Annotated in this window: 19 protein-coding genes and 1 tRNA gene; 11 read left to right on the top strand and 9 right to left on the bottom strand. The window is 36.6% G+C overall.

The genetic code is table 11. The features are described from left to right. Positions 1 to 57 precede the first annotated feature (57 nt). The 5 genes from HSM_RS11220 to mnmC all read right to left on the bottom strand — a co-directional run bounded on the left by HSM_RS11220 (position 58) and on the right by mnmC (position 6,301). Positions 58 to 444 (bottom strand): TM2 domain-containing protein, encoded by a 387-nt coding sequence (locus tag HSM_RS11220; RefSeq protein ID WP_012340199.1) that lies wholly within the window; start codon positions 442 to 444, stop codon positions 58 to 60. Between the two features lie 124 nt (positions 445 to 568). After that, complete coding sequence (gene rnb / locus HSM_RS05180) at positions 569 to 2,548, bottom strand: exoribonuclease II (protein WP_012340200.1); 1,980 nt, start codon at positions 2,546 to 2,548, stop codon at positions 569 to 571. A gap of 64 nt (positions 2,549 to 2,612) precedes the next feature. Further along, a complete protein-coding gene (locus HSM_RS05185; protein ID WP_012340201.1) occupies positions 2,613 to 3,401 on the bottom strand; it encodes an enoyl-ACP reductase FabI in 789 nt (262 codons plus the stop codon). A gap of 90 nt (positions 3,402 to 3,491) precedes the next feature. Further along, the gene (locus HSM_RS05190) at positions 3,492 to 4,247 is read right to left on the bottom strand and encodes a Nif3-like dinuclear metal center hexameric protein (protein WP_041605273.1); all 756 of its coding nucleotides are present in this window, start codon (positions 4,245 to 4,247) and stop codon (positions 3,492 to 3,494) included. Between the two features lie 23 nt (positions 4,248 to 4,270). Beyond that, positions 4,271 to 6,301 (bottom strand): bifunctional tRNA (5-methylaminomethyl-2-thiouridine)(34)-methyltransferase MnmD/FAD-dependent 5-carboxymethylaminomethyl-2-thiouridine(34) oxidoreductase MnmC, encoded by a 2,031-nt coding sequence (gene mnmC / locus HSM_RS05195; protein WP_012340203.1) that lies wholly within the window; start codon positions 6,299 to 6,301, stop codon positions 4,271 to 4,273. Positions 6,302 to 6,455: 154 nt separating this feature from the next. On the opposite strand from mnmC, the gene fabB reads away from it, so the two are divergent. Further along, entirely contained in the window at positions 6,456 to 7,676 is a 1,221-nt protein-coding gene (gene fabB / locus HSM_RS05200) for a beta-ketoacyl-ACP synthase I (RefSeq protein WP_011608821.1), read from the top strand. Between the two features lie 448 nt (positions 7,677 to 8,124). Continuing rightward, complete coding sequence (locus HSM_RS05205) at positions 8,125 to 9,423, top strand: ammonium transporter (RefSeq protein ID WP_011609256.1); 1,299 nt, start codon at positions 8,125 to 8,127, stop codon at positions 9,421 to 9,423. Positions 9,424 to 10,292: 869 nt separating this feature from the next. Here HSM_RS05205 and HSM_RS05210 read toward each other — a convergent pair. Both HSM_RS05210 and orn read right to left on the bottom strand, forming a co-directional pair. Continuing rightward, a tRNA-Gly gene (locus tag HSM_RS05210) sits at positions 10,293 to 10,368 on the bottom strand. A gap of 99 nt (positions 10,369 to 10,467) precedes the next feature. Then, the gene (gene orn / locus HSM_RS05215) at positions 10,468 to 11,022 is read right to left on the bottom strand and encodes an oligoribonuclease (protein WP_012340205.1); all 555 of its coding nucleotides are present in this window, start codon (positions 11,020 to 11,022) and stop codon (positions 10,468 to 10,470) included. A gap of 69 nt (positions 11,023 to 11,091) precedes the next feature. Between orn and rsgA the strand changes: the two genes are divergently transcribed. The 7 genes from rsgA to lpdA all read left to right on the top strand — a co-directional run bounded on the left by rsgA (position 11,092) and on the right by lpdA (position 21,426). Beyond that, a complete protein-coding gene (rsgA, locus tag HSM_RS05220) occupies positions 11,092 to 12,144 on the top strand; it encodes a small ribosomal subunit biogenesis GTPase RsgA (RefSeq protein WP_012340206.1) in 1,053 nt (350 codons plus the stop codon). A gap of 222 nt (positions 12,145 to 12,366) precedes the next feature. Beyond that, entirely contained in the window at positions 12,367 to 12,624 is a 258-nt protein-coding gene (ptsH, locus tag HSM_RS05225; RefSeq protein ID WP_011609253.1) for a phosphocarrier protein Hpr, read from the top strand. A 104-nt stretch (positions 12,625 to 12,728) separates the two neighbouring features. Further along, positions 12,729 to 14,456 (top strand): phosphoenolpyruvate-protein phosphotransferase PtsI, encoded by a 1,728-nt coding sequence (ptsI, locus tag HSM_RS05230; RefSeq protein ID WP_012340207.1) that lies wholly within the window; start codon positions 12,729 to 12,731, stop codon positions 14,454 to 14,456. A 62-nt stretch (positions 14,457 to 14,518) separates the two neighbouring features. Beyond that, positions 14,519 to 15,019 (top strand): PTS glucose transporter subunit IIA, encoded by a 501-nt coding sequence (gene crr / locus HSM_RS05235; RefSeq protein WP_012340208.1) that lies wholly within the window; start codon positions 14,519 to 14,521, stop codon positions 15,017 to 15,019. A 294-nt stretch (positions 15,020 to 15,313) separates the two neighbouring features. Continuing rightward, on the top strand, positions 15,314 to 17,977 hold the full coding sequence (gene aceE / locus HSM_RS05240) for a pyruvate dehydrogenase (acetyl-transferring), homodimeric type (RefSeq protein WP_012340209.1): 2,664 nt from the start codon (positions 15,314 to 15,316) through the stop codon (positions 17,975 to 17,977). 54 nt (positions 17,978 to 18,031) lie between these two features. After that, complete coding sequence (aceF, locus tag HSM_RS05245; protein ID WP_012340210.1) at positions 18,032 to 19,918, top strand: pyruvate dehydrogenase complex dihydrolipoyllysine-residue acetyltransferase; 1,887 nt, start codon at positions 18,032 to 18,034, stop codon at positions 19,916 to 19,918. A gap of 83 nt (positions 19,919 to 20,001) precedes the next feature. Further along, positions 20,002 to 21,426, top strand: coding sequence for a dihydrolipoyl dehydrogenase (gene lpdA / locus HSM_RS05250; RefSeq protein ID WP_012340211.1), 1,425 nt, complete (start codon positions 20,002 to 20,004; stop codon positions 21,424 to 21,426). An 88-nt stretch (positions 21,427 to 21,514) separates the two neighbouring features. Here the strand turns inward: lpdA and HSM_RS05255 are convergent, their stop codons facing one another. Further along, on the bottom strand, positions 21,515 to 21,967 hold the full coding sequence (locus tag HSM_RS05255; protein WP_012340212.1) for a LexA family protein: 453 nt from the start codon (positions 21,965 to 21,967) through the stop codon (positions 21,515 to 21,517). A gap of 258 nt (positions 21,968 to 22,225) precedes the next feature. Between HSM_RS05255 and sstT the strand changes: the two genes are divergently transcribed. Both sstT and trpR read left to right on the top strand, forming a co-directional pair. Beyond that, entirely contained in the window at positions 22,226 to 23,467 is a 1,242-nt protein-coding gene (gene sstT, locus HSM_RS05260) for a serine/threonine transporter SstT (protein WP_011609246.1), read from the top strand. A 313-nt stretch (positions 23,468 to 23,780) separates the two neighbouring features. Beyond that, positions 23,781 to 24,101 (top strand): trp operon repressor, encoded by a 321-nt coding sequence (gene trpR / locus HSM_RS05265; RefSeq protein ID WP_012340213.1) that lies wholly within the window; start codon positions 23,781 to 23,783, stop codon positions 24,099 to 24,101. Positions 24,102 to 24,274: 173 nt separating this feature from the next. Here trpR and tsf read toward each other — a convergent pair whose 3' ends face one another. Beyond that, positions 24,275 to 25,126 (bottom strand): translation elongation factor Ts, encoded by an 852-nt coding sequence (tsf, locus tag HSM_RS05270; protein WP_011609244.1) that lies wholly within the window; start codon positions 25,124 to 25,126, stop codon positions 24,275 to 24,277. Positions 25,127 to 25,159: the final 33 nt, after the last annotated feature.

Below are 25,159 nucleotides of genomic sequence, written 5' to 3' on the forward strand. Positions count from 1 at the left end.
AAAGCAAAAGGGGAAAATATTTAATTTCCCCTTGTTTTATCTATAAAATCAGCAAAATCAAAGAATGATGTTTCCATTGTCATCTGCCGGTTTTGTTAGCCCGATAATAAATTCAATGAGTGCGATAAAACCGGGAATGAAAGTCCAACAGAATAAAAGATATAAAATACCTAATCCCGTTTTACCGGCATAAAATTTATGAATACCCAATCCACCCAAGAAAAATGCCAGTAAGCAATAAGCAATTTTATTTACCGGTTTGGCTGTTTGAGCATAGGTGTTTTTTGTTTTTAAAATAACAGGTGCTTCATCAGTACCGAATACATCGACTTCATCTCTGACCTGTGGTTCAAAATCCAATGCTGTTCTTGGTACTTCTTTGATAGAACCATCAGGCATACCAATAGAAACTATGCCATTTTCGATTTTTATGATTTTAGCCATAACGTTCCCTCTTAGTGTTATTAGTTTTAATTAATTAAAATTTTTAAAAGCCAAGGAAGAAAAAGCTGAATAAGAGAATTTTTTCATTGGCTTAAAAGTGCGGTTTATTGTACTCAACCTGGAATTAGTTAGCAATATTTCCAATAATGCTTCTCGTTTCTTCTTTAACGTCTACAAGTTGAACATGAATTATATCGCCAATTTTGTATGTTTTTTCTCCTTTAATATAAAGTGCAATTTCCTCGGCATTGACCTGAAGTTCTTCTCTATTGCTGTGTAAGGTTGATGCCGGAATAAAGACGGAAGCACCATTTTCCAATAGAAGTACACGTAATCCGCCACGCATGACATCTTGTATTTCTGCTTGAAATATTTGTTTTTGTTCTACTTTATCTGCTAAATAGCGACAATATAACCAATCTGCAATATCTCGCTCAACTAAACGGTTTTGACGACGAGCCTCTTGTAAACGTTGTAAGACACTATCTTGAGGGCGTTCATATTGTTGTGTTGTGAGACTTGCTTTAATTAGGCGATGATTAACTATATCCGAATATTTACGAATTGGAGATGTCCATGTGGCGTAACCTTGCAAACCTAAGCCAAAGTGCGGTGCTAATTCCGTTTTAAATTCTGCAGAGGTTAAGAAACGACGTAAACGCAATTCAAGATAATTATTTTCGCTTGCTCCAATATCATGACGCATATTGCAGTATCCACTTAAAGTTGCTAAATTTTCTACAGAATAGCGTTGTTTCAATTCTGCTTGATTTTGTTCGTTGGTTAAATTTGACAGCAGGAAATGATGTGCATTTTCCAAGAATTTTTTATCGAAACCACTATGAGTATTAAAAATCCCAAAACCAATTTTTTCATCCAGATATTGTGCCGCACAAATATTCGCAATAATCATTGCTTCTTCAACAATTTGGTTTGCAATGCGACGATATTCCGTTTTAATCTCTTGTACTTTACCATTTTCTGCCAGTACAAAAGAGTAGTCCGGTTTTTCTTTAAACAGTAAAGCATGAGTTTTACGCCATTGTGATCTGGCTAAGGTAAACTCATGTAACCACGCAATTTGTTGTTGAGTAACAGGATCTTGTGGTTGCCAACAACCTGTTTTTTGTTCTAAATAATCAGACACTTTATCATAAGCTAGTTTAGCTTTCGACATTACATAAGCAGAGACAAAGTATGGTGTGGCGGTAATTTCACCTTGTAAATCTGTTGTGATATAACAAACCAATGCGGCACGTTGAGCATTTTCGGAAAGAGAGCAAAGATCGTCGGATAACTCTCGAGGCAACATTGGAATATTAAATCCCGGCAAGTAATTAGTGAAACAACGTTGTTTAGCATCTTGTTCAATTTGTGAATTAATATCAATATAAGCTGTTGGATCGGCAATCGCAACGACTAATTTCCAACCGACTTGAGCTTCATTTTCGCTAATTGGCTCAATATATAAAGCATCATCTATATCTTTTGTTGTTTCACTATCAATAGTGATGAAGTGAAGTGCGGTGAGATCTTCACGTTCTTGTTGATCCAATAGAGGGTAACTTTCTTGCCCTTGCACGGGATAACGAGATTGTTCATGATATGCCAAAGTTACCCACCAAGGTGCAAGTTCGTCATCAGCGTGACAAATAAATTCAGAAATGTGTGCAAAGAAAAAACGATCATCACGTAAAGGATGGTTTTTTAGCTGTGCCACAACCCAATCTCCCTCTTGTAATTCTTCTTTAACGGCTTTTGTTTGTGTCGCTCCAATTGGCTGATTAATTTGGGGGTGATCGACTACAAGTTGTAATTTCTTGTCTTTATTGAACCGCACTTTGGCAATAAAGCGAGTTAGCATGGGGTCAATGAGTTCTTCCGGTTCAGCTTGTTCTTTATCGCCAATCGTTTCAATCACTGCTTTAATTTTGTCGCCATGCATAACTTTTTTCATTGCCATTGGCGGAATAAAATAACTTTTTTTATCACACTCAAGGAAACCGAAGGCTTTGTCAGAACCTCTTACAATACCTTCTACATGCGGTTTACTATCACGAATTTGTTGTTTGAGTTGGGAAAGTAGGGGATTATTTTGAAACATATTCTTACGCTATAAATGAAAACGGATGTTCAGTTGAACATCCCTAGAAAAGATTAAATGTAGATTATTCTGCACATAAGTCGCCCATGGCAGTAATGCTAAAACCGGCATCAACATGCAATACTTCACCTGTTATACCTGAAGCCAATTCTGAGCATAAGAATGCGGCTGAATTGCCTACATCTTCAATAGTTACGGTACGACGTAGAGGGGCTGTGTTTTCAAAAGTGGCCAGCATTTTCTTGAAGTTTTTAATGCCTGATGCCGCTAAAGTGCGGATTGGACCGGCTGAAATAGCATTGACACGAATACCGTCTTTACCTAAGTCTGCCGCCATAACACGAGTTGCCGCTTCAAGAGAGGCTTTCGCTAAACACATCACATTATAGTTTGGAATGGCACGTTCAGCACCTAAATAAGTCAACGTTAATAAGCCGGCGTTTTGATTTAACATTGGACGGGCTGCTTGTGCCATTGCAACGAAACTGTATGCACTAATATCATGTGCAATGCGATAGCCTTCACGAGTTGCCGCATTGACATAGTCGCCGTCAAGCTGATCGCCCGGAGCAAAAGCGATAGCATGCACAAAACCATCAAACTTGTCCCAATGCTGTTTTAATTGTGAAAAACATGCCTTGATGCTTTCATCTGTTGCAACATCCAAAGGTAAAACAATAGTAGAACCAAATTCTTGGGCAAATTCTTCTACGCGTGCTTTTAATTTATCGTTTAAATAAGTGAACGCTAATTCAGCTCCTTCACGTTTCATTGCCGTTGCAATACCATAAGCAATAGAACGGTTGCTCGCCAAACCAGTGATTAAAATGCGTTTACCTGCTAAAAATCCCATAATAAAACCCTTTATTCGGTTAGTTAAAAAGTCGGCATAGTATAAGTCAAAATGAGAGAAAAAACAAAAGACGCAAGAGTACGCTGATCTTTAAGCTGGATTATCAATATCTTTAAATTCAACTTCAAAACCGTATTCTTGAGCTAGCCATTCGCCTAAGGCCTTAATACCATAACGCTCCGTTGCGTGATGACCGGCGGCAAAAAAATGAATGCCTTGTTCTCTGGCTGAATGGATCGTTTGTTCCGATACTTCGCCGGTAATAAAAGCATCTAATCCTTTTGTTGCAGCCAAATCAATATAACCTTGCCCACCGCCGGTACAAATACCGACAGTTCGGATTAAGTGCGGTGCATTTTCACCACAAAATAAAGGTTTACGCCCTAATGCTTTTTCAATGCGTTGAGCCAATTCTTCACCGCTTACCGTCTCAACTAAATCACCATAAACAGGAATACTGAAACTACCATTTTCTAATGGGCGTAAATTTTCAATACCTAATAACTTCGCAAGTTGTGTATTGTTACCCAACTCTGCGTGTGTATCTAACGGTAGATGATACCCATACATATTGATGTCATTTTGCAACAAGGTTTTAATGCGTTTACCTTTCATCCCTCGGATGCAAGGATTTTCATTTTTCCAGAAATAGCCATGATGAACCAAAATTGCATCAGCTTGTTGTGCAACGGCATAATCAATTAACGCTTGGCTTGCGGTTACACCGGTAATAATTTTTTGCACATTGGATTTTCCTTCAATTTGTAAACCGTTGGGTGCATAATCGGAGATATTGGCACTATTGAGTTTTTGGTTGATAAGTTGCTCCAGTTCAAGATTATTCATATTGTTATCCATCCAATTAAATTTTATTTAATTTCAGTTCCTTTTAATAACTTACGTATCCAACTGCGATTTGGGCTGAGATTATGTAGAATATCTTCGCTCAAAGGGAGTGGTTCTGCATAAATCAGAGAGGCAAGGGTTTCACCTAATAAAGCGGCTGAAGTTAACCCTCTTGAACCTAACGCACCGATGAGATATAAATTTTTCCATTGTGCTGCATCAGGAATAGGCTGTTTACGACGACGTAAATTGAAGATGTTTCGGTAGTCTAAACATTGTTGCTCAAAATGAGGTACATTCCCCATAATCGGCACACGATCACGCACTGAACAACGAACACCTATTCTAGCTATATTGGCTGATATATCAATATCCTGCAACCAATCCATATTTTTATCCGTATCGGTAGAAGCTAGATTTTGTTGAATTTTTTGCTGATTTTCCCGTTGTTCTTGATGGCTAAAATGGCGATCTTTGTTATTGCGAATATGACTTGCACCAAGGCAATGACTCTGTTTCATTTTATCCGCCGGAGTTAAATAGCCATCGTAACAAAGTACGGACTTAAGTTTCAGTAAATTTGCACTGGTCGGAATTTGGCTGACTTGACCTCGTACGGGATAAAGAGGAAGTTTAGCTGTTTGCACAAAATCTGTAATTTGATAACCATTGGCGAGTACAACAACTTGATGATTAAAGGTTTCATTTTGTTCATTGGTTAAAACCCATTGTAAATTTCGGTAGTCAAGTGCGGTAATTTTTTGTGAGGTTTTGATCTCTAATCCAAGTTGTTGTAAGTAAGAGAAAGTATTTTGCACAAATTGACGTGGAGCAAGCCAACCTCCCTGCGGAATAAAACCTCCTGCACAATCTAAAGGAAGCCCTATTTTTTCACTTAACTGCTCTTTATTTAAATTCTGATACAAGCTTTTTGACCATTGATAAGAAGAAATTTTTGCCAATTTAACCGCACTTTTGTGATCGTAAGCACAAAGTGCTACACCACAAAATTCATGTTCAAATTCTATACCTTGTTTAATTGCCCACTGCAATTGTTGTAAAGCATAGAAAAAGGCATGAACATAAAAACGAATGTTGCGATCATCGTCATCACTTAATTGGGGATAAAAAGCACCTTGTTTGTTACCGGAGGCATTGAGGGCAAGTTGCTCATCTTCACAATAAAGAGTGATTTTTGCCCCCCTTTTTAATAGTGAAAGTGCGGTGAAAAGTGAAGCGATTCCGCCTCCGATAATTGCAATGTCTTCAGAAAGTAATGAGGCGGGCTGACTTAAGTACCAAGGGGCTTTTGTATTTTGTTGTGGAATAGCATTTTTAATACCACATAAACATTCCCGCTTTTTGCCGTAACCTTTTCGTTTTTGTACTTCGAATCCGGCAGAAACTAATCCTTTTCTGACCGCACTTGCAGCGGTAAATGTGGAAAATGTTCCTTGTGGCTTGCTGTAATAGAACATCTGTTGATAGAGTTCATCATTCCACATTTGTGGATTTTTACTGGGTGAGAAACCATCTAAAAACCAAGCATCAATACGATTTTGCATATAATCACCCAGTTGGGGCAAATTATCGACAATATCACCAAACCATAAATCCAATGTTGTTTCAGCAAAATGAAAACGTTGACAACCTTGTATCGCCTCTAAGCAATAATCGCATAATTGTTGTGATAAAGCAGAAAATTGTGGGTAAAATTGATGAATTTGTTGTAGTTGAACTTTGGGAAGAGGGTATTTCTCAAAGGAAATAAAAAATAAATGTTTAAGTGGGGAATGAGAATATTGTTGCCGAAATTGGCGAAATAAACTTGTTACGGCAAGAAAATTTAAACCTGTACCAAATCCTGTTTCTGCAATGACAAAATGTTTTTCTTGATAGACAATCCAGCGTTCCCATAAATGATTACCTTGCTGAAATACGTATTCGCTTTCTGCTAAACCGTCTTGGTTGGAAAAATAAACGTCATTAAATTGTTCTGATACCGGTGTTTTTTCTTGATTCAGGTAAATTTTGGCGGGTGTAACTGTAAACATAATATAGCTAATTTTTTTGTTGCATTCATGATTTTTGCTATAATAGCGAAAATTTTTTCACTGGTCGAACATTCGAAGAAAGACTTGAAATATTTTCATTTTATAGTAAGTTGGCGACCGATTATTTTATTCTTTAACGTAAAGGAATGTTTCTATGAGAAGAGCCGTGGTTACAGGTTTTGGTATTATTTCTAGTATTGGTAATAATAAACAAGAAGTGTTAGAAGCTTTAAAAAAAGGGAAATCAGGTATTGAAGTGATGCCGGATTTTGTCAAGATGGGCATGCGTAGTCATATAGCGGGAACAATTAAATTAAACCCTGCTGAATTAATTGAACGCAAAATTTTCCGTTTTATGGGAGATGCTGCTGCTTATGCTTATCTCTCAATGAAAGAGGCCATCGAAGATGCTGGATTGACGGAAGATCAAGTTTCCAATGATCGTACCGGACTTGTCATCGGAGCGGGAACAGGATCCGGTCATAACCAAATGGTTGCTTGTGATGCTGTAAGAGGTCCAAGAGGCGTTAAAGCTATTGGACCTTATGCAGTAACTAAAACGATGGCATCTAGTGTATCGGCTTGCTTAGCAACACCTTATAAAATCCGTGGCGTGAATTATTCGATTAGTTCTGCTTGTGCTACTTCTGCACATTGTATTGGACATGCCGTAGAATTAATTCAATTAGGTAAGCAGGATGTGGTTTTTGCCGGTGGAGCGGAAGAATTATCTTGGGAATGTGCAACTGAATTTGATGCAATGGGAGCGGTTTCAACTAAATACAATGAAACGCCTGAGAAAGCTTCACGTGCTTATGACGCTCATCGTGACGGATTTGTGATTGCCGGTGGCGGTGCGGTAGTCGTTGTTGAAGAATTAGAACATGCTTTAGCTCGTGGAGCTAAAATTTATGCGGAAATCGTTGGCTATGGTGCTACATCTGATGGATACGATATGGTTGCACCGAGTGGTGAAGGTGCGGAGCGTTGTATGAAGCAAGCATTGGCAACAGTGGATACGCCAGTGGATTATATTAATGTGCATGGTACGTCTACACCTGTCGGAGATGTAAAAGAGTTAGGTGCAATTCGCAACGTATTTGCTGATCAAAAACCTGCCATTTCTTCTACGAAGTCAATGACGGGGCATTCACTAGGTGCGGCGGGTGCTCATGAAGCGATTTATAGCTTATTAATGTTAGAACATGATTTTATTGCACCCAGCATTAATATTGAAACTTTAGATGAACAGGCGGTCGGTATGAATATTGTGACTGAAACAAAAGAGAATGCGGGACTCGAAACCGTGATGTCGAATAGTTTTGGTTTTGGTGGAACCAATGCCTGCTTGGTTTTCAAGCGTTATAAAAAATAGAGATAATTCTTTTATAGTGATCTATCTAATGATTTAGACAGATACTGTTCTTTTAGACCTTATTTTAAAGGACTATTTTAGATATTGAAGTGAGCTGCCTCTAAAAGTTGGACGGAATAACCAACTGATTAGAGGCAGATTTTTATGATTAAATGCAAAACAACAAACTACTGAGTAGTCTTTTTATATTTTTAGAATTTGTTTTATATTAAAATTCTCTCTTTATCTTTAAATAAAAATTTAATAAATATCAAGTTTAATGAATATAATTTTTAATAATTGTTATTTTGATAAATTTAATTTAATGATATTATCTTAATGCTTTAATATGGAAGGTTAAATCCTGAAAAGCAAGGTACTGAATACGATGTTGCTATTAAGCGAACTTTTATACGCATGAAACAGGTCGTGGCGTCTTTTGATTTTTTATTTTATTGATGTGGTTATTATGAAAAAATTTATTTTACTCGGATTATTACTTTCTTTTTCTTCATCAAGCATTGCTGAGTTATCTGATTGGATTAAGCCGATTTCGGATATCTCCTCCGGAGATACTGCATGGGTAATGATATCTGCAATCTTGGTTTTATTTATGACTATCCCCGGTTTGGCATTATTTTATGGGGGAATGGTTCGGAAAAAGAATGTGCTGTCGACAATGGCACAAAGTTTTGCGGTAAGCGGTTTGATAGCCGTTATTTGGTTGTGTTTCGGTTATAGTCTTTCATTTACACCAAATAATGCTTTTATTGGCGGAATGGATCGTTTTTTTCTGCAAGGTTTAAATGTGTTTACTGAACAGAAAATGCTTACTGTTTATCCGGGAGCTGGAACGATTCCGGAATCTGTTTTTATGATTTTTCAAATGACCTTTGCCATTATTGCTGGAGCGATCATTACAGGTGCGACTGTAGAGCGTATGAAATTTTCGGCATTATTGTTATTTGTTGGATTATGGTCACTTTTGATTTATGTTCCTACCGCACATTGGGTATGGGGAATAGGTGGTTGGCTAGTAAATGATGGGGTATTGGATTATGCCGGTGGTACCGTTATTCATATTAATGCAGGTGTAGCAGGATTAGTCGCTGCAATTGTCATTGGTAAACGGGTCGGTTACAGACATGAAGTGATGATGCCGCACAATTTAGTATTAACTCTAATAGGTACGGCAATGTTGCAGATTGGTTGGTTTGGGTTTAATGCGGGTTCGGCACTTGCTGCTGATGCAAGAGCGGGTATGGCATTGGCAACTACTCAGATTTCAGCCTCGGTCGGAGCATTAACTTGGATATTAGTCGAAGTATTTTGTAAACACAAGCCGTCTGCGTTGGGTTTGGCATCAGGAGCGGTAGCAGGGTTGGTTGGTATTACGCCCGCTGCTGGTTTTGTATCGGTACAAAGTGCTTTATTCATAGGTATGATAACAAGTGCGGTCTGTTTTGTCGGTGTAATGAAGCTCAAATATTGGTTTCGATACGATGATACGCTCGATGCGTTTGGTATTCACGGTTTAGGCGGGATTGTTGGAGCGGTGTTGACAGGCATATTCGTATCTCCTGATATTTCAGCTACTGAAACTACACTTTGGACACAAATTGAGAGTGTTCTAATTACTATCATTTTTAGTGCATCAGGTAGTTTTGTTTTATTAAAAATAATTGACAAAACCGTAGGGTTACGAGTGGAGCGAGATGAAGAACGTCAAGGTTTGGATTTAAGTTGCCATGGTGAAAGAATAGAATAGTTAAAAAATGACCGCACTTTACGCTTTATAAAGTGCGGTCAGATTATAGTAACTATATAATTTGAAGATGAAATTCGAACACCTATTATTTGGTGTTAATTAAATAATTTTTCCCTCCAGTATCCAAATTCTTTTAACAATTGTGAGTTTATATTCAAAGAAATTGCTTGTATTTGTACTTAAATCGTGAAGTTAGTCGTTGATGGTTGTAGAAAAAATAAAAGTTACATTCTAAAAGAAGATCCAAAATTTAAACACGTGATAGATAGTTTTGAATGGACAGCTTAGCCTGTGGGTAGGGGCTTGTCACCGTTCTCTGTTTTTTGCTATCAACCTATTTTCAGGTAAATACAGAGAACCCTTCTCGACTAGTTTGGATTTACTGAGTAATCAATAAGGGTATATGCCTGAAAAAATGGTTCATTTCTTAATTGTTAGCATACTATTATCAAGCTGCATGAGTACTGCCATAAAATTTTAGGATAATTTAGGATAATAATGGGGTAACTCTCTCAAAAAGAAGCTAAAATTTTTGATCAATGCCAAGAGGGGGTAATCAATTAAAAAGTAATAACAGATTTAACCATTAACTTTTAATTTACGGAGATATATGATGAACAGCGTGAACAACTCAATTTTTTAACGAACTAACCCATTCGTCAAATGTAATATCACTCAAATTAAGAATTTTGAAAAAGATTTTTCAATCAAAAGCCCTGAAGATTATAGAAATTATTTATGCTATTTAATAATAGCGGAGCTAGTGTTCATCATATGTATGGATTGCATAATTATGAGACATGTAGATTTTGAATGGAAAAAGGCATATTGGAGTATGAACAGGGAACTTTATATCGGTTATTATGATTTGGAGCGGGAAACGAGGCTCGAACTCGCGACCCCGACCTTGGCAAGGTCGTGCTCTACCAACTGAGCTATTCCCGCTTATTCCTGAAGAACGGAGCGTATTATACAAATATTTTACTAAGAAGCAAGGTTAAAATTTAAAAAAATGCAACCTTGCTTGATTATTGGTTGAATTAATTATTTGTTTGTTAAGTTAATAAAGGTATTCCTATAATGAGCTAATTCAGCAATGGATTCACGAATATCATCTAACGCCAAATGTGAATTCTTTTTTTCAAAGCTATTTAGAATTTCAGGTTTCCATCTTGATGCGAGTTCTTTTAGTGTGCTTACATCTAAATGACGATAGTGAAAGTATTCAGCTAATTCAGGCATGTAGTTGATTAAAAAACGTTTGTCTTGAGCAACGCTATTTCCACAAATAGGAGAAACACCTTTAGGAACCCATTTTTTTAGAAAATCCAAGGTTTGTAATTCTGCAGCCCGTTCTGTTAATTTGCTGTTTTTTACCCGTTCGATTAAGCCGTTAGATGTATGAGTTTTCACGCACCATTCATTCATGTTATTGAGAAGTTCGTTTGATTGATGAATGGCTAAAACAGGACCTTCAGCTAAAATATTGAGATCTTTATCTGTTACAATTGTTGCGATTTCAATAATCCGTTCTTTATCAGGATCTAAGCCTGTCATTTCCAAGTCAATCCAAATAAGATTTTGTTTATCTAATTGCATAATAAGAGTATCCTATACAAGATTTCTTATATTCTAACTGAAAAATGACCGCACTTTAAGGATTTCTCTTTGAGCAAACGTAAATTAACCCAAAATCAACAACGTCGAATTCAATCTAATAATGCAAAAACATTACATCGTCATCAACATCGGCACAAATCAGATATTGATTGGCAAGATGATATGCTTGGTGATTTTCAAGATGGAACGGTTGTGACAAGATATGCTGTTCATGCAGATGTAGAAAATGAGCAAGGTGAAATTATTCGTTGTAATTTACGCCGCACATTGAAAAGTGTCGTTGTGGGCGATCGTGTCGTTTGGCGTAAAGGAAAGGAACAACTGCAAGGTGTAAGAGGTGTCATTGAAGCTGTTCAACCACGACATAATCAGATTGTACGCCCGGATTATTATGATGGTTTAAAGCCGATTGCGGCTAATATTGATCGTATTATTATTGTTTCAGCGGTATTACCAAATTTATCTCTCAATATTATTGATCGTTATTTAGTTGTTTGTGAAAGCTCGAATATTCCAGCCGTTATTGTTGTAAATAAAGCAGATTTATTGAGTAGTGAAGCTCGAATAGAAGTTGGCTTACAACTCGAAATTTATCGGAAAATAGGGTATGAAACGTTATTAATCTCTGCCAAGAGCGGTGAGAATATGGAGAAACTGACCGCACTTTTGTCTGAGGGGACGTCTATTTTTGTTGGGCAATCAGGTGTGGGTAAATCAAGTTTAATTAATTATATTTTGCCTGAAGTGAATGCACAAACTGGTAAGCTCAGTCAAGTATCTGGTCTAGGTCAGCATACCACAACATCTTCTCGCCTATATCACTTATCACAAGGAGGAAATTTGATAGATTCTCCCGGTATTAGAGAGTTTGGTTTATGGCATTTAGATCGAGAGCAAATCACGAACGGTTACCGAGAATTTCAGTATTTTTTGGGAACTTGTAAGTTTCGAGACTGTAAACATTTGCATGATCCGGGGTGTGCTATTCAGCTTGCAGTGAAAGAAGGAAAAATCGATCCTTTACGTTTTGAAAATTATCATAGACTAATTACAAGTTTGTCCGAAACTAAATCTCAACGGCATTTTATATCGGCGAATTAAGTTAAAGAAGATATTTTGTATACTTAATAAACAACTTGGAGCTTTTTTTGTGATGTAGTTCAAATTTTAATGTGGTTTACCTTGATTATTCTGATTTGAAACTTGATACTATGCCTCTGATTTATTTTTTTATTTAAAATAAATATGAACTGACACTAACGAATTGTTTTTGAAGCGTTAGGATACTACATGTAGAATGATTTAAATTAAGAGGATACAGTTATGTACTCAAAAGATGTTGAAATTACTGCACCAAATGGTTTACACACTCGTCCAGCTGCACAGTTTGTAAAAGAAGCCAAAGCGTTTGTTTCTGATATTACAGTAACTTCAGCGGGCAAAAGTGCTAGTGCAAAGAGTCTATTTAAGTTACAAACCTTGGGATTGACTCAAGGTACAGTTATTACGATTTCTGCTGATGGTGAAGATGAACAAAAAGCGGTTGAACACTTAGTTGCATTAATTCCTACTCTAGAATAATCAATATATTTATTAGCCATAACTTAATGTTTTCATAAATAATAAGTTTATGGCTATTGTGTTATTTAGCGTATTGTAATTTAAAATTATTTTGGAAGGTTAATATGATTTCAGGTATTACAGCATCACCAGGTATTGTATTTGGTAAGGCACTGGTGCTTAAAGAAGAAAAGATTGTTCTTGATACGCAAAAAATAAAAGATGAGCAAATAGACATTGAAGTTGCTCGTTTTTATAGCGGGCGTACGGCAGCTATAGAGCAATTGATTGCGATTAAAGATCGTGCTTTAGTCTCTTTAGGTGAGGAAAAAGCTGCAATTTTTGAAGGACATTTAATGATCCTTGAAGATGAAGAACTGGAAGAAGAAATTTTAGATTACTTACGTTCAAATAAGGTCAATGCAGGCGTTGCTGCAAGTAAGATTATTGATCAACAAGTTGCTATGTTGTCTGAAATTGACGATGAATACCTACAAGAGCGTGCCGGAGACATTCGTGATATTGGTAATCGTTTGATTAAAAATATTTTAGGTATGAAAATCGTTGATTTAGGGGATATTAATGAAGAGGCGATTTTGGTTGCTTATGATTTAACCCCTTCTGAAACAGCACAATTAAATTTGGATAAAGTATTAGGCTTCATTACAGACATTGGTGGGCGAACATCACATACTTCTATTATGGCTCGTTCTCTTGAATTGCCGGCTATTGTAGGAACCAATGATATCACTTCAAAAGTCAATACCGGTGATTATCTCGTTCTTGATGCGGTTAATAATGCGATTTATGTTAATCCGACACAAGAAGAAATTGAGCGTTTGAAAGCTTTAGAGCGACAATTAGCCGAAGAAAAAGCGGAATTAGCTAAATTGAAAGATTTGCCAGCATTGACTTTAGACGGACATCAAGTAGATGTGGTAGCTAATATTGGCACTATTCGTGATTGTGAGGGAGCTGATCGTAATGGTGCTGAAGGCGTCGGATTATATCGGACAGAATTCTTATTTATGGATCGTGATCAGTTACCAACGGAAGAAGAACAATTTATTGCTTATAAAGAAGTTGTTGAAGCAATGAATGGTCGTTTAGTTGTGTTACGCACAATGGATATTGGTGGAGATAAAGATTTACCGTATTTGAATTTACCTAAAGAAATGAATCCTTTCTTAGGTTGGCGTGCGATTCGAATTGGTATGGATCGTCGTGAAATTTTACATGCTCAATTACGTGCAGTATTGCGTGCGTCAGCTTTTGGTAAATTAGCTGTTATGTTCCCGATGATTATTTCTGTTGAAGAAATTCGAGAATTGAAATCTGTGATTGAAAGTTTGAAACAAGAATTACGTGATGAGGGTAAGGCTTTTGATGAGAATCTTCAAGTTGGGGTAATGGTTGAAACACCGGCGGCAGCAATAAATGCAAAATTTTTAGCAAAAGAAGTCGATTTTTTTAGTATCGGGACGAATGATTTAACCCAATATACTTTAGCGGTTGATCGTGGGAATGAATTAATTTCACATTTATACAATCCGATGACACCGGCTGTATTAAACTTAATTAAGCACGTGATAGATGCATCTCATGAGGAAGGTAAATGGACTGGAATGTGCGGTGAGTTAGCAGGCGATGAAAATGCCACATTGTTATTGTTAGGTATGGGATTAGATGAATTTAGTATGAGTGCAATTTCGATACCTCGTATTAAAAAATTGATTCGCAATGTGAATTATCAGGATGCTAAATTACTTGCTGAGCAAGCATTACAGCAACCAACTGCGGCAGGTATTTTGAGCTTAGTTAATGATTTTTTAGTGGAAAAAGCACTTAATTAATATCATTTGATAAAAAATTACGCTAGAATAGTGCAATTATTCATGAGTAGGAGAAAGTTTAAATGGCTTTTTTTGATAAATTATTTGGTTCAAAGGAAAGCAAATCTATTGATGTTGAAATTTATGCACCTATATCAGGTACAATTGTAAATATTGAGGATGTACCGGATGTGGTTTTCTCTGAGAAAATAGTAGGTGATGGCATAGCAATTCGTCCTACGGGGAATAAGATTGTTGCACCTGTAGATGGAGTAATCGGTAGAATATTTGAAACTAACCATGCATTTTCAATAGAGTCCAAAGATGGCGTCGAGTTATTTGTTCACTTTGGTATTGATACAGTAGAATTGAAAGGTGAAGGTTTTACTCGTATTGTTCAGGAAGGTCAACAAGTAAAACGTGGTGAAACAATTATTGAATTTGATTTGGCTTCATTGGAAGCAAAGGCAAAATCAGTATTAACTCCGCTGGTAATTTCAAATATGGATGAAATTAATAGTATGGATAAAATGTTTGGCGAGGTTGTGGCTGGCGAATCAGTTGTGCTCTTGTTGAAAAAATAATGAATAGTGTTATTTAAAACGGATTGGTAGTGGCTAATCCGTTTTTTTATATCAATAAATTTTTAAGGAAGAACAGCATGTGTTTTTTCTATTTTCATATAAAAACTACTATCTTTATTTCAAAAAATCTAATAACATTTACGAAATTTGTTAAGATTTGTGGCGTAAACTAGATTTGATTAGTTTCGTTGTGAGTTTTGCTAACATTATCAGAATTTTAGTTATCAATCCGTTGTTTAATTTAGTGTTATAAATTAAACGTACCTTTTAACTTAACACAATAAGGAAAAGACTATGTCAGATATATTGAAAAATGACGTAGATCCGGTCGAAACCAATGATTGGTTATTAGCGATCGATTCAGTAATTCGTGAAGAAGGTATTGAGCGTGCTCAATATATTATAGAACAATTGATGCAACATGCCCGTGCAAATTCTGTGTCATTACCAACGGGTGTAAGCACAGATTACATTAACACAATTCCTCCATCAGAAGAGCCTAATTACCCTGGTAATTTAGACTTGGAGCGTCGTATTCGTAGTGCAATTCGTTGGAATTCGATAATGATGGTATTGCGTGCTTCGAAAAAAGATTTGGATTTAGGTGGACATATGTCTTCTTTTCAATCTTCAGCAACTATTTATGAAGTTTGTTTTAACCATTTCTTTAAAGCTCGTACAGAAAAAAATGGTGGTGATTTAGTTTTTTTCCAAGGTCATATTTCTCCGGGAATTTATGCCCGTGCATTCTTAGAAGGTCGTGTAACAGAAGAGCAATTAGATAATTTCCGTCAAGAAGTTGAAGGCAAGGGGTTACCTTCTTATCCACACCCTAAATTAATGCCTGAATTCTGGCAATTTCCAACTGTATCAATGGGACTTGGACCATTGAATGCAATCTATCAGGCACGTTTCTTAAAATATTTACATAATCGTGGCTTGAAAGACACTTCAGAGCAAACTGTTTATGCGTTTTTGGGCGATGGTGAGATGGATGAAGTAGAATCTCGTGGTGCAATTGCGTTTGCTGCTCGTGAGAAATTAGATAACTTAGTTTTTGTTATCAACTGTAACTTACAACGTTTAGACGGTCCGGTAACCGGTAACGGTAAAATCATTCAAGAACTTGAAGCTCAATTCAATGGTTCTGGTTGGGAAGTTATTAAAGTTATTTGGGGACGCCGTTGGGATCGTTTATTACAACGTGATACATCAGGTAAATTATTACAATTAATGATGGAAGTTGTTGATGGCGATTATCAAACTTTCAAATCTAAAGATGGTGCTTATGTTCGTAAACACTTCTTTGGTCGTTATCCTGAAACAGAAGCATTAGTTGCGGAAATGACAGACGATGAAATTTTTGCACTTAATCGTGGTGGACATGATCCATTAAAAGTGTTTGCAGCATTTAATAAAGCAAAACAAGTTAAAGATAAACCGGTTGTATTATTGGTTAAAACGATCAAAGGTTATGGCATGGGAGAAGCAGCCGAAGGTCGTAATATAGCTCATCAAGTGAAAAAAATGGATATGTCAGGCGTTAAGCATGTACGAGATCGTTTCAATGTTCCGGTATCTGATGCAGAAATTGATAACTTACCTTATGTTAAATTTGCAGAAGGAACAGAAGAATATAAATATCTTCATGAACGTCGTCAAGCATTGAACGGTTATTTACCGACTCGTTTACCTCGCTTTACACAACAAATGGATGTTCCTGCATTAGAAGAATTTGCACAATTATTTGAAGAACAAAGTCGTCCTATTTCCACTACAATGGCATTTGTTCGTTCATTGAATGTATTACTGAAAAATAAATCTGTAGGTAAACATATTGTTCCGATTATTGCTGATGAAGCCCGCACTTTTGGTATGGAAGGTTTGTTCCGTCAAATCGGTATTTATAACCCACATGGACAAAATTATACTCCGCAAGATCGTGAACAGGTATCTTACTATCGTGAAGCAATTGATGGACAAGTATTGCAAGAAGGTATCAATGAACAAGGTGCAACAGCATCTTGGTTGGCTGCAGCAACGTCATATTCAACAAATGATATGCCAATGATTCCATTCTTTGTGTATTATTCTATTTTTGGTTTCCAACGTGTAGGTGATTTAATGTGGTTAGCAGGCGATCAACGTGCTCGTGGGTTCATGATTGGTGGTACTTCGGGACGTACAACCTTAAATGGTGAGGGATTACAACATGAAGATGGTCATAGCCATATTCAATCTTCTGTTGTTCCAAATTGTATTTCTTATGATCCGGCTTTTGCTTACGAAGTTGCTGTTATTATACAAGATGGCGTGCGTCGTATGTATGGGCCTGAACAAGAAGATGTGTATTACTATATCACCACACTGAATGAAACTTATGATCAACCTGCAATGCCTAAAGGTGCAGAAGAAGGTATTCGTAAAGGTATCTATAAATTTGAAACAGTAACTGGTCAAGGCAAAGGTAAGGTTCAGTTATTAGGTTCAGGGTCAATTTTACGTCATGTTCGTGAAGCGGCTAAATTACTTGCTGACGATTTCGGCGTTACATCTGATGTGTACAGTGTTACTTCATTTACTGAACTTGCTCGTGATGGTGCGAATGCGGATCGTTGGAACTTATTACATCCAAAAGCAGAAGCTAAAGTACCTTATATTGCTCAAGTAATGAATGATGCTCCGGCAATTGCTTCAACAGATTATGTTAAACTATTTGCAGAACAGGTTCGTCCATATATACCTGCACAAAGTTATCGTGTATTAGGTACTGATGGTTTTGGTCGTTCAGATAGTCGTGAAAATTTACGTAAACATTTCGAAGTAAATGCACATTATGTTGTTATTGCTGCGTTAACCGAGTTGGCACAGCAGGGTACTATCAGCAAAGATGTAGTTGCTCAAGCAATTAGTAAATATGGTATTGATGCAGATAAAATCAATCCTTTATATGCATAATCAATATTTGAACTGAGCGGATATAATCCGCTCGTAAGAAAAGGATAAGATAAAATGGCTAAAGAAATTCAAATTCCAGATATTGGTGGAGATGAAGTTACTGTCACTGAAGTTATGGTTAAAGCTGGGGATACTATTATAGTTGATCAATCTGTGATTAACGTTGAAGGCGATAAGGCATCAATGGAAGTTCCATCACCGGAAGCGGGTGTCATTAAGGAAGTATTAGTAAAAGTAGGCGACAAAGTTTCTACTGGAACTCCTATGTTTGTATTAGAGAATGCAGAATTAGCATCTACTGAGACAGCATCTGAAAGTATGCAAACCGAAAAAACACAAAGTGCGGTAGCGTCTATCATTGAAATTTATGTACCTGACATTGGTGGTGATGAAGTCAATGTAACTGATATTATGGTTTCTGTAGGTGAGACAGTTGCAGAAGAGCAGTCTATTTTAAATGTTGAGGGTGATAAAGCCTCAATGGAAGTGCCTGCCCCTACTGCCGGTATAGTAAAAGAAATTTTAATCAAAGTGGGAGATAAAGTGTCGACCGGTTCTCTTGTGATGAAATTTGAAGTTGCAGGTGTTGTATCTGTAGCCGAAACAGCTCAAGTTTCTTCTTCAGCTCAAGTAACAGGTGAAAGTGCGGTGCAAGATGTACACGTTCCTGATATCGGTGGTGATGAAGTCAATGTGACAGAAATTATGGTTGCAGTGGGCGATAGTGTTACAGAGGAACAATCTTTAATTACTGTTGAAGGTGATAAAGCTTCAATGGAAGTGCCTGCTCCTTTTGCTGGTGTAGTGAAAGAAATTTTGGTGAAATCAGGGGATAAAGTTTCAACTGGTTCATTAATTATGCGTTTTGAAGTGCAAGGAAAAGCCCCTACTCCAAAAGCATCATCGGCTGTGACAGAGGCTAAAGTGGCTCCATCTCCAGCTGCACAAGAAAATCAAATGACGCCAGTGTCTCAAGCTGATGTGACTGCAAGTGCGGTGTTTGCTCATGCAACTCCGGTTGTTCGTCGTCTAGCTAGAGAGTTCGGCGTGAACTTAGACAAGGTAAAAGGGACGGGGCGTAAAGGTCGAATCTTAAAAGAAGACGTTCAGGCTTATGTAAAAGCGGCAATTAAAGCGGTTGAAAGTGGCAATGTTTCTCCTACATCAGCAGGTAATGGTGCTGTCAATGGAGCAGGACTAGGCTTGTTACCTTGGCCGAAAGTCGACTTCAGTAAATTTGGTGATATTGAGCAAGTTGAGTTGGGTCGTATTCAGAAAATCTCCGGTGCAAATTTACATCGCAACTGGGTAATGATTCCTCATGTTACGCAATGGGATAAAGCAGACATTACGGAACTGGAAAAATTCCGCAAAGAACAAAATGTGTTGGCGGAAAAACAAAAACTTGATGTAAAAATTACGCCATTAGTATTTATTATGAAGGCCGTTGCTAAAGCGTTAGAAAATTACCCACGCTTTAATAGTTCATTATCAGAAGATGCTCAAAGCCTGATTCTGAAAAAATACATTAATATTGGAGTGGCGGTTGATACACCTAACGGCTTGGTTGTACCTGTGTTTAAAGATGTGAATAAAAAAGGCATTATTGAATTATCTCGTGAATTAGCGGAAATTTCTAAGAAGGCTCGAGCTGGTAAATTAACCGCATCAGATATGCAAGGTGGTTGTTTTACTATTTCAAGTCTAGGAGGAATTGGCGGTACACACTTTACGCCAATTGTAAATGCTCCAGAAGTCGCAATTTTGGGTGTATCTAAATCTGAAATGACACCGGTATGGAATGGCAAAGACTTTACTCCTCGCTTAATGCTTCCGTTATCTTTGTCTTATGATCATCGTGTAATTGACGGTGCTGATGGAGCAAGATTTATTACTTTCATTAATAGTGTATTAAGCGATCTTCGTCGTTTAGTTATGTAAATACTACGCCTCTAAATCTTATTAGGGGGCGTTAAAACTGTTAAAGTGCGGTTGAAAACCGCCAACTTTTAACGAGGTAAAAAATGAATAAAGAGATTAAAACACAAGTTGTCGTCTTGGGAGCAGGTCCGGCTGGTTACTCAGCAGCTTTCCGTTGTGCAGATTTAGGCTTAGAAACTGTTATTGTAGAGCGATTTTCGACGCTTGGTGGAGTATGTTTAAATGTAGGCTGTATTCCGTCTAAAGCGTTATTGCATGTAGCTAAAGTGATTGAAGAAGCTAGGTCCTTATCCGCTCATGGTATTGTTTTTGGTGAACCAACAACGGATATTGATAAAATTCGTGGTTGGAAAGAAAAAGTAATTAATCAATTGACTAGCGGTTTAGCCGGTATGGCTAAACAGCGTAAAGTACAGGTAGTTAATGGTTATGGTAAATTCTCAGGACCAAATGCAATTATTGTGGCTGGTGATGAAGGTGAAACGAAAATTACTTTTGATAATGCAATTATTGCTGCCGGCTCTCGCCCTATTCAGTTACCATTTATTCCACATGAAGATCCTCGTATTTGGGATTCTACTGATGCGTTAAAGTTAAAAGAAGTACCTGAAAATCTCTTAATTATGGGGGGCGGTATCATCGGTCTTGAAATGGGAACCGTTTATCATGCTTTAGGTTCTAAAATTGATGTGGTTGAAATGTTTGATCAAGTTATCCCTGCAGCGGATAAAGATATGGTTCAAATTTATACTAAACGCATTGAAAAAAAATTCAATTTATTACTGGAAACTAAAGTAACTGCTGTTGAAGCAAAAGAAGACGGTATTTATGTATCAATGGAAGGTAAGGCTGCAAGTGAAACTCGTCGTTATGATGCAGTATTAGTTGCAATTGGTCGTGTACCAAATGGTAAATTAATTGATGCAGGTATTGCTGGCGTCGAAGTTGATGATCGTGGCTTTATTCGCACTGACAAACAAATGCGTACTAATGTACCTCATATCTTTGCTATTGGTGATGTTGTTGGTCAGCCAATGCTAGCACATAAAGGCGTACATGAAGGTCATGTAGCTGCAGAAGTAATTGCAGGACAAAAACATTATTTTGATCCGAAAGTTATTCCATCTATTGCTTATACCGAACCGGAAGTAGCTTGGGTGGGGAAAACTGAAAAAGAATGTAAAGCTGAAGGGATTAATTACGAAGTTGCTAAGTTCCCTTGGGCAGCGTCTGGACGTGCAATTGCATCCGACTGTGCTGATGGTATGACGAAATTGATTTTCGATAAAGATACACATCGTGTTATTGGGGGAGCAATTGTCGGTACTAACGGTGGTGAATTGCTAGGTGAAATTGGCTTGGCAATTGAAATGGGGTGTGATGCTGAAGATTTAGCACTAACAATCCATGCTCATCCAACTTTACATGAATCTGTTGGGCTAGCCGCTGAAGTTTTTGAAGGCTCTATTACAGATTTGCCAAATCCAAAAGCGAAGAAGAAAAAATAATAATCTTGCTCGATGAGACAATAAGGCGATCTTTTCTGAGATCGCCTTATTTTTTTGCAAAAAAGTGCGGTAAAAAATACGGCACTTTTTAGGCGGCAAATTTTATTTGATTTTCTTTTGGTTTTATTTGATGGATTGTATTGGTTACTGTACCAATAATAGGCAAATTTTGCCAATTAGATGTTCTTATTGAATGTACTTTATTATCTAGTGGGAAAAAAATAAATTCATTATTTTCATGCATCATGAATTCATAAATTTGAAATTGGTTATTAAGATCTAAAACGACAAGATCATTCATTGAAAGGTAATTTTGTTTTTCTACAATAAGAATATCACCTTGCTCAATATTCCAAGCGAGCAGATTAGGATTGTTAACTTGAATAAAACAAGTTTGTTGTGGGTGTTTAATACAGTAAAGATTGAGATCTAGTTTTTTGTGTGAACTTCTATTACGTTCCTCAATATCAATGAAGAATGGCATAGGTTGGTAAGAAAGTGTAGTGTTTATATTGCTGATATTCTGATTTGCGTAACCCATCTTTTTCTCCAATCTAAGTATGTTATATATTAACTGATTATTTATACAGGTATATATTACTGTTTTTATATACATATAGTCAATAGCATAATAGAAATTTTTAGAAATTTGCAGATTAATAAATGTATTTTATTTTATAAAAATTCAAAAAATGTTTATTTTAATATTTTCTTTATAATCAATTTACGTTATCTTTACTAAACCTTGGTGGATCTATAGATCTGTATTTTTAACTCAAAAAACACAACATTTATTATTATGAATAAGTCATATTTATACTCCTTCTTTTTTCATGGAAGTTTGGTCAAGCGAATTTCTGTTGGTCTTTTATTGGGATTGCTGTTAGCATTAATCGCTCCATCATTGCAAGGTGTATTAGGTTTTAATCTTGCAGAAAAAGCCGGTTTTTTAGGAAAAATATTTGTGCGTTCATTGCGTGCAGTTGCTCCAATTTTAGTTTTTTTATTGGTTATTTCTGCAATTGCTAATAAGCAATTAGGCACAAAAAGCAATATGAAATCTATTGTTGTCTTATATTTGCTAGGAACTTTCTTAGCTGCATTGACATCAGTATTATTTAGTTTTGCATTGCCGACAGAAATTGCTTTAAAAACGCAAGAAGGCTCTCTTTCTCCGCCAAACGAAGTATCTGAAGTTTTAAGTACTTTAGTACTGAACGTGGTAGATAATCCAATTAATGCTTTATTTAATGCAAACTTTATTGGTATCTTATTTTGGGCAATAGGTTTGGGGATAGCCTTACGCTATGCGTCAGATACGACTAAAAATGTCATGAATGATTTTTCAGAGGCTGTATCTAGAATTGTTCATTTTATTATTAGTTTTGCACCTATCGGTGTTTTTGGTTTGGTAGCTGAAACTTTAACTGATAAAGGTTTGGGTGCATTGCTTGATTATATGCAATTACTAGTTGTTTTAATTGGGTCTATGCTATTTACTGCGTTTGTTATTAATCCAATTTTAGTTTTTTGGAAAATTCGTCGTAATCCATATCCCCTAGTATGGACTTGTGTACGAGAAAGTGGATTAACGGCATTCCTTACACGTAGTTCTGCAGCAAACATTCCTGTAAATATGGAATTGTCAAAACGCTTAAAATTAGATGAGGAAACTTATTCAGTTTCAATACCGTTAGGTGCTAATATCAATATGGCAGGTGCGGCGATTACTATTACGGTATTAACATTAGCTGCTGTACATACCTTAGGTATTGAGGTCTCTTTCCCTACGGCTGTATTGTTAAGTGTAGTGGCTAGTATTTGTGCTTGTGGTGCTTCTGGTGTTGCTGGCGGATCATTATTATTGATTCCATTAGCTTGTAGTTTATTTGGTATTCCTAATGATATTGCAGCACAAGTAATCGGCGTCGGTTTCGTCATTGGCGTATTACAAGATTCAACGGAAACTGCATTAAACTCTTCAACGGATGTTATTTTTACAGCTGCGGTATGTTGGAGTGAAGAAAATAAAAATTCATAGAGTTTATCTAATGTGAAATATAGCGGGTATGGGTACATATCCGCTTTTTCGTTATACTTGATAGCCTTCTGCATGAAGTGATAAAGTAGAAAAAATTTCATCTACGATGAGAATGCTTTAGCATCACTGTACTTTTTGCTTTGAAATGGAGATATCCCTCTCATAAAAACACTATAGTTTTCATAAGAATAAGTTATTTTCAAAATATACTAATAATCCATATGGTTATTAATTTTTACAAAAACTTTCTGTTCAATAATTTAAAAAAGAGGAATATAATAGGATACACTAGTTTAATAGTCAGGAGAGAAATATGTATATCAGTCGGAATATGGAACAATGGAATGAATTTCTTGATTTAATGAGAAAAGCATTTGAACAAGGCAAAGAACAAGAACTACTTACTTTGCTACTTACTGCTGATGAGCGAGATGCAGTTGCACTACGCGTTCAAATTGTATCCCAATTACTGGATAAATCTTTGGCACAACGAGAGATACAACAAATTTTGAATACAAGTGCGGCAACAATTACCAGAGGTTCAAATATGATTAAAATTATGCCTCCTGAATTTATGGACTGGGTTAAACAGCAACTAAACCATAACAATAAAAACGAATTAGGTGGTGACTAATAAAAGGGTAGTAAGAGTGAGACCTTAAGTCATTTTTGTTTACTATTTTCCTATACAAATGCACTTCTAAACAGAAAACAGTCTTTACTATAAAAAATTTACGTCAAAAAAATCTGACAGTTTCATACTTAAAGAGAACACTGTCAGATTTAATTTACTGTATAGTATGATGATTATGCGTTATTACCAGTGATTTTAGCCACTTCCGCTGCAAAATCTTCTTCAACTTTTTCAATACCTTCACCAACTTCTAAACGAATAAAGTTTGTTACTGAAGTATTAACTGATTTTAAGTAATCACCGACAGAAACTGAAGGATCCATAACGAATGCTTGACCGGTTAAAGACACTTCACCAGTGAATTTCTTCATACGACCTTCAACCATTTTTTCAGCGATTTCTTTTGGTTTGCCTGAGTTGATTGCAATATCAATTTGAATTTGACGCTCATGTTCTACAACTTCAGCGGAAACATCTTCTGGATTTACGAATTCAGGTTTAGAAGCTGCAACGTGCATTGCTACTTTTCTTAATTCTTCTTCTGAACCGGATCCCGCTACTAACACACCAATTTTTGCACCATGTAAGTATTGAGCAATTACATCACCCTCTAAATACTGAACACGACGAATCGTCATATTTTCACCAATTTTAGCAACTAACGCAGCACGTTTATCTTCAAAATGAGTTGCTAAGGTATCAATCGTTGTTCCTTTGTTTGCCAAAGCGTAATCAGCAACTTCATCAGCTAAACCTAAGAAGCCGGTATCTTTTGCTACAAAGTCTGTTTCACAGTTCAGTTCAACTAGAACACCAAAACCGGAACCAATGCGTACACGAATAACACCTTCAGCAGCTATACGACCTGCTTTTTTTGCAGCTTTTGCCTGTCCCGATTTACGCATATTGTCGATAGCCAGCTCAATATCACCATTTGCTTCAACTAATGCTTTTTTACACTCCATCATACCTGCACCGGTACGTTCACGAAGTTCTTTAACTAATGCTGCTGTAATTTCAGCCATCTTAAATTCCTCTATCCATTTGATTAAATAGTA

Origin of the sequence: Histophilus somni 2336 (genome assembly GCF_000019405.1) — a bacterium.
In the GTDB taxonomy this organism is placed as follows: Bacteria; Pseudomonadota; Gammaproteobacteria; order Enterobacterales; family Pasteurellaceae; genus Histophilus; species Histophilus somni.

Excerpts from the sequence above, each read along its gene's own strand:
- crr (WP_012340208.1), top strand. The coding sequence starts at position 14,519 with ATGGCTTTTTTTGATAAATTATTTGGTTCAAAGGAAAGCAAATCTATT.
- HSM_RS05205 (WP_011609256.1), top strand. The coding sequence starts at position 8,125 with ATGAAAAAATTTATTTTACTCGGATTATTACTTTCTTTTTCTTCATCA.
- sstT (WP_011609246.1), top strand. The coding sequence starts at position 22,226 with ATGAATAAGTCATATTTATACTCCTTCTTTTTTCATGGAAGTTTGGTC.
- HSM_RS05255 (WP_012340212.1), bottom strand. The coding sequence starts at position 21,967 with ATGGGTTACGCAAATCAGAATATCAGCAATATAAACACTACACTTTCT.
- rnb (WP_012340200.1), bottom strand. The coding sequence starts at position 2,548 with ATGTTTCAAAATAATCCCCTACTTTCCCAACTCAAACAACAAATTCGT.
- HSM_RS05190 (WP_041605273.1), bottom strand. The coding sequence starts at position 4,247 with ATGAATAATCTTGAACTGGAGCAACTTATCAACCAAAAACTCAATAGT.
- tsf (WP_011609244.1), bottom strand. The coding sequence starts at position 25,126 with ATGGCTGAAATTACAGCAGCATTAGTTAAAGAACTTCGTGAACGTACC.
- lpdA (WP_012340211.1), top strand. The coding sequence starts at position 20,002 with ATGAATAAAGAGATTAAAACACAAGTTGTCGTCTTGGGAGCAGGTCCG.
- aceE (WP_012340209.1), top strand. The coding sequence starts at position 15,314 with ATGTCAGATATATTGAAAAATGACGTAGATCCGGTCGAAACCAATGAT.
- fabB (WP_011608821.1), top strand. The coding sequence starts at position 6,456 with ATGAGAAGAGCCGTGGTTACAGGTTTTGGTATTATTTCTAGTATTGGT.
- aceF (WP_012340210.1), top strand. The coding sequence starts at position 18,032 with ATGGCTAAAGAAATTCAAATTCCAGATATTGGTGGAGATGAAGTTACT.
- trpR (WP_012340213.1), top strand. The coding sequence starts at position 23,781 with ATGTATATCAGTCGGAATATGGAACAATGGAATGAATTTCTTGATTTA.
- HSM_RS05185 (WP_012340201.1), bottom strand. The coding sequence starts at position 3,401 with ATGGGATTTTTAGCAGGTAAACGCATTTTAATCACTGGTTTGGCGAGC.
- mnmC (WP_012340203.1), bottom strand. The coding sequence starts at position 6,301 with ATGTTTACAGTTACACCCGCCAAAATTTACCTGAATCAAGAAAAAACA.
- ptsH (WP_011609253.1), top strand. The coding sequence starts at position 12,367 with ATGTACTCAAAAGATGTTGAAATTACTGCACCAAATGGTTTACACACT.
- ptsI (WP_012340207.1), top strand. The coding sequence starts at position 12,729 with ATGATTTCAGGTATTACAGCATCACCAGGTATTGTATTTGGTAAGGCA.
- orn (WP_012340205.1), bottom strand. The coding sequence starts at position 11,022 with ATGCAATTAGATAAACAAAATCTTATTTGGATTGACTTGGAAATGACA.
- HSM_RS11220 (WP_012340199.1), bottom strand. The coding sequence starts at position 444 with ATGGCTAAAATCATAAAAATCGAAAATGGCATAGTTTCTATTGGTATG.